The organism is Ginsengibacter sp. (assembly GCF_057362405.1).
On record NZ_JBMQQG010000268.1, the window covers coordinates 1 to 3924 of the forward strand.

The 3924-nt window shown below is 38.4% G+C and carries 4 protein-coding genes and 1 pseudogene; 3 read left to right on the forward strand and 2 right to left on the reverse strand.

The features are described 5' to 3' along the window. On the reverse strand, positions 1-393 hold a 393-nt coding region (locus ACO1O5_RS22205), incomplete at its 3' end, for a ComEA family DNA-binding protein (RefSeq protein ID WP_486274208.1). After that, positions 380-1213, reverse strand: a complete 834-nt coding sequence (locus tag ACO1O5_RS22210; protein ID WP_486274209.1) for a PorV/PorQ family protein — start codon at positions 1211-1213, stop codon at positions 380-382. The genes ACO1O5_RS22210 and ACO1O5_RS22205, both read right to left, overlap by 14 nt. Before the next feature lie 105 nt (positions 1214-1318). On the opposite strand from ACO1O5_RS22210, the gene ACO1O5_RS22215 reads away from it, so the two are divergent. From ACO1O5_RS22215 to ACO1O5_RS22225, 3 genes and pseudogenes are all read left to right on the forward strand, one after another. Continuing rightward, positions 1319-2209: a bifunctional 5,10-methylenetetrahydrofolate dehydrogenase/5,10-methenyltetrahydrofolate cyclohydrolase gene (locus ACO1O5_RS22215; protein WP_486274211.1), complete on the forward strand. Its 891-nt coding sequence runs from the start codon at positions 1319-1321 to the stop codon at positions 2207-2209. A gap of 24 nt (positions 2210-2233) precedes the next feature. Next, complete coding sequence (locus tag ACO1O5_RS22220; RefSeq protein WP_486274213.1) at positions 2234-2860, forward strand: 7-carboxy-7-deazaguanine synthase QueE; 627 nt, start codon at positions 2234-2236, stop codon at positions 2858-2860. A 135-nt stretch (positions 2861-2995) separates the two neighbouring features. Continuing rightward, positions 2996-3924 (forward strand): annotated as a pseudogene (locus tag ACO1O5_RS22225) (OmpA family protein); the annotation flags it as partial.

The window sequence follows — 3924 nt, forward strand, 5'->3', positions numbered from 1 at the left end:
AGGTCTGATGCGTTTTATTAAATCTACGTCCCAATCAGGCACCGCCTGCAATTCATAAATACTTATAAAATTGCCCAATAATTTTCTATATAATAATAAGTTGCCGATTTGAATGGGTGATAATATTTTAAGTTCCTGCAATTGTCCCTTATCAGCATAATTTAAATTAACCGGATCCTTAATATACTGTACTAATTCCTGCAGGTAAGAGTCATCTTCGGTTGTCGCATCATCACTAGCCTGGGTAAGATTTTCCAACTGCTGCTCCACTATGGGTGAAGGTTCTGAAGGATCCCGCGGCGTTTCCTGTGCCAATGTATTTATAGGTGAAATCCAGAGTAGTAAAACAAACCCAAATGGTAAAAGGAATTTTATGTAGTCAGTTCTTTTCAATTTCTTTCGATTTGAAATTTACTATCAGCATTAAACCCGGGCTAATTCCCAGTTGCGGATGATAACTCGCACTCACATCAAGACGTAAATCTTTCCAGCTAATGCCTGCACCTGCATAAGGAGATTGATTATCGGAATTAATTCCAACCCTTGCAAAAAATTGCTTGTCAAAATTATATTGCACGCCCGCATTTACGTCTACCGGTGCATCCTCTTCCTTAACAATTTCGGCGCTTACTAAAAAGCTTTTCGATGCTTCATAACCCAATCCAAATGTGTAGACCGAACTTAGCTTTTCATCAACAGTTTTTGAGAAGTTACCCCCTACAGGATTATAAAAGTGAATACCTGCATTTAGTTTATCAGTGAGATGGGCAACTGCTCCTATTTCAAAATTTACCGTAGACGAAGATTGATAAGTGGGTATCCTGAATGAGTAATAATTGAATTTGACCCCGACGTCCAATTTGCTTCCGAGGCTTCTTGCATAGGCAAGCCCTATCTGTGATTCATTGTAATCTTTAAACCCAAAATAATCTATTTGAATTCCAAAGTTTCCCTGTTTGGAGGGCATCACGGCCACCGCCGAATACATATTGGTGGCATTTAATAAGAACCTGTTTTCTCCATAAACTCCAATAGCGGCATTCTTGATTTGTGCAAGGGCGGCCTGGTTCGAGGCGAAGGAAAATACATCCAAATGATTAATACTATAGGCTCCCAACCCTATATAAGAAGCAGCCAGAGGCTTTCTTAGCGATTGAGCTATAGAGTTTGAAAGTATTACAATAAACACAAGTAGTATGTAAATTTTTCTCAAAGCGTCATTTTAGTGTCATGAATTAAAAGTAAAGATTAAAATCAAACTTTAATTTCATCGCACAAAAAATAATATTAAGTAAATCCATGTAGTTAATTTTGCCGCATGCAAATATTAGACGGGAAACTCGCTTCACAGGCAATTAAGGATGATCTGAAAGAAAGAATTTTGGAGTTAAAAAAAACGGGACGAAAAATACCTCATCTTGCCGCAATACTTATTGGCGCTAATCCGGCAAGCGAAACCTATGTGGCCTCCAAAGTAAAAAATTGTAACGAAATAGGAATGACATCCACCCTGTTACGGTTTGATGAATCCATTTCAGAAAAAGAACTTTTGCAGAACATAAAAGAATTGAATAACAATGCGGATATCGATGGAATACTGGTGCAACTTCCCTTACCAAAATCTATTTCAGAAGAAAAAGTAATCAATGCTATTTCACCCGAAAAAGACGTCGATGGTTTTCACCCGGTTAATGTGGGTAAAATGGTTTTGGAACTACCAACGTTTATTTCTGCCACTCCATTTGGAATCATCCTGTTACTGCAGCACTATAAAATTGAAACGGAAGGAAAGCAGGTTGTAGTTATTGGAAGGAGTAATATTGTGGGAACACCTATAAGTATCCTGTTGAGCAGGGATACAACTTTCGGCAATTCAACGGTAACGCTTTGTCATTCCAGGACAAAAAATTTGAAAGACCTTTGCCTGCAGGCCGATATTATTATTGCGGCAATTGGAAAACCAAAATTTGTAACTGCTGAAATGGTAAAGGAGAATACGGTAGTGATAGACGTAGGTATCAACCGGATAAAAGATGAAACGAAAAAAAGCGGGTATGCGTTAGTGGGAGATGTTGATTTTGAAAATGTGGCGCCTAAGTGCAGTTTTATTTCACCAGTGCCGGGAGGCGTAGGTTTAATGACAATTGCCGCTTTGTTGACGAATACTTATAAGGCAGCTTCCAACTCTTCAAGGCTAGAGGAAAAGTGAAGCACTGACGGACAATCATTAAAAATGATTTTAGAAAAAAAAACAGATATAACAACTTCCCTTCCGGTAATGGAATCGTTTTACACGCTACAGGGGGAAGGTTTTCACCAGGGCAAAGCTGCGTACTTTATAAGGCTGGCTGGATGTGATGTTGGGTGCGTGTGGTGCGATGTAAAAGAAAGTTGGGACAGATATTTATATCCTGAGCAAACGATTGAACAGATTGTAAACGATGCGAAAAAAAATAATGCAAGACTCGCTGTTGTAACTGGCGGAGAGCCCACTATGCACAACCTGGATAAGCTTACCAAAACCTTACAGCAGGAAGGATTCTTAACAAATATTGAAACTTCAGGTTCTCACCTATTAACCGGAACATGGGACTGGATATGCCTTTCGCCAAAAAAATTTAAACCGCCTTTACCAGAGGTTATAAAGAAAGCAAACGAATTGAAAATAATTGTGTTTAATAAATCTGATTTTGAATGGGCCGAAAAGTATGCGGCTTTAGTTTCTCCTGTTTGCAAGCTATATCTGCAGCCCGAATGGGATAAAGCGGCGCTTATAACACCTTCAATCATTGATTACATTAAGGAAAATCCCCAATGGGAACTTTCTTTACAGATCCACAAATACATAAATGTGCCATAAGACAATGTACGACGATTGATGTCAGATGTACGATGTATGACAATTTCGGTTCAGTTGCTCATCTTAACAGAGCATTAGATAATAGCAAGATAATTCTTACTAATTTTAACAGCTCCCAATATTAAAAACAGAATTTTGCCAGATAAATATTCTTTTACATCGTACATCAAACATCGTACATCGTACCTCTTATTAAAAATCATAATTACATTGTACATCGCAGTTCTGGCAACAAATATTGCAAATGCTCAATGGTATGATCCGGAAAAGGTTGATCACAATGCCAATACAATTTACACACTGGCAATAAATAAGGCTCAAAATGAAGACTATGTTACTTCCATCAGAATGATTAACGAGGCGCTGAAAATTGAACCAAAATTTGTTGATGCTTATCTCTCACTGGCTGGCATAAACGCAAATTTGAAGAACTATGCTGAATCTGTAATTCAATTTGAAAAAGCATTTTCGCTAGACTCTGTTTATACCTATAATTATCTTCTTCCCTATTCGATTTCATTGGCAGGTACCGGACGTTTTACCGATGCGCTAAATGCAGTAAATAAATTTCTTGCAGATACCACTATTAATGAGAGAAGTCGCAAAGCCGGCGAATTCAGGAAAGGAACTTACCAGTTTGCAATAGATTATGATAAAGAGCATCCGCAAAAAGGCTATGTTTTCAAACCGAGAAATCTTGGAGACAGCATTAATACAGTCGATCTCGAATATTTTCCATCGGTAACGATAGATGGAAAGAAACTAATTTTCACCAGGCGCATAAAAGGTAATGAGGATATTTACGAAAGTGATTTGAAAGACAGTACCTGGGGTAAGGCCTATATCTTGCCAGGGAAGATTAATTCAACAACCTTCAACGAAGGAGCACAAAATATTTCGCAGGACGGAAAGTGGCTCATCTTTACTGGCTGCAATTTCCCTGAAGGCCTTGGCAGTTGCGATTTGTATATTTCATACTTAACTAACAACGGATGGAGTGAGCCGCAAAATCTTGGGCCAAATGTGAATTCAGAATTCTGGGAATCCACACCATCACTATCGCC

What these genes read in the sequence shown, in the direction of transcription:
- ACO1O5_RS22215 (WP_486274211.1), top strand. Translation starts at nt 1,319, where the DNA reads ATGCAAATATTAGACGGGAAACTCGCTTCACAGGCAATTAAGGATGAT.
- ACO1O5_RS22220 (WP_486274213.1), top strand. Translation starts at nt 2,234, where the DNA reads ATGATTTTAGAAAAAAAAACAGATATAACAACTTCCCTTCCGGTAATG.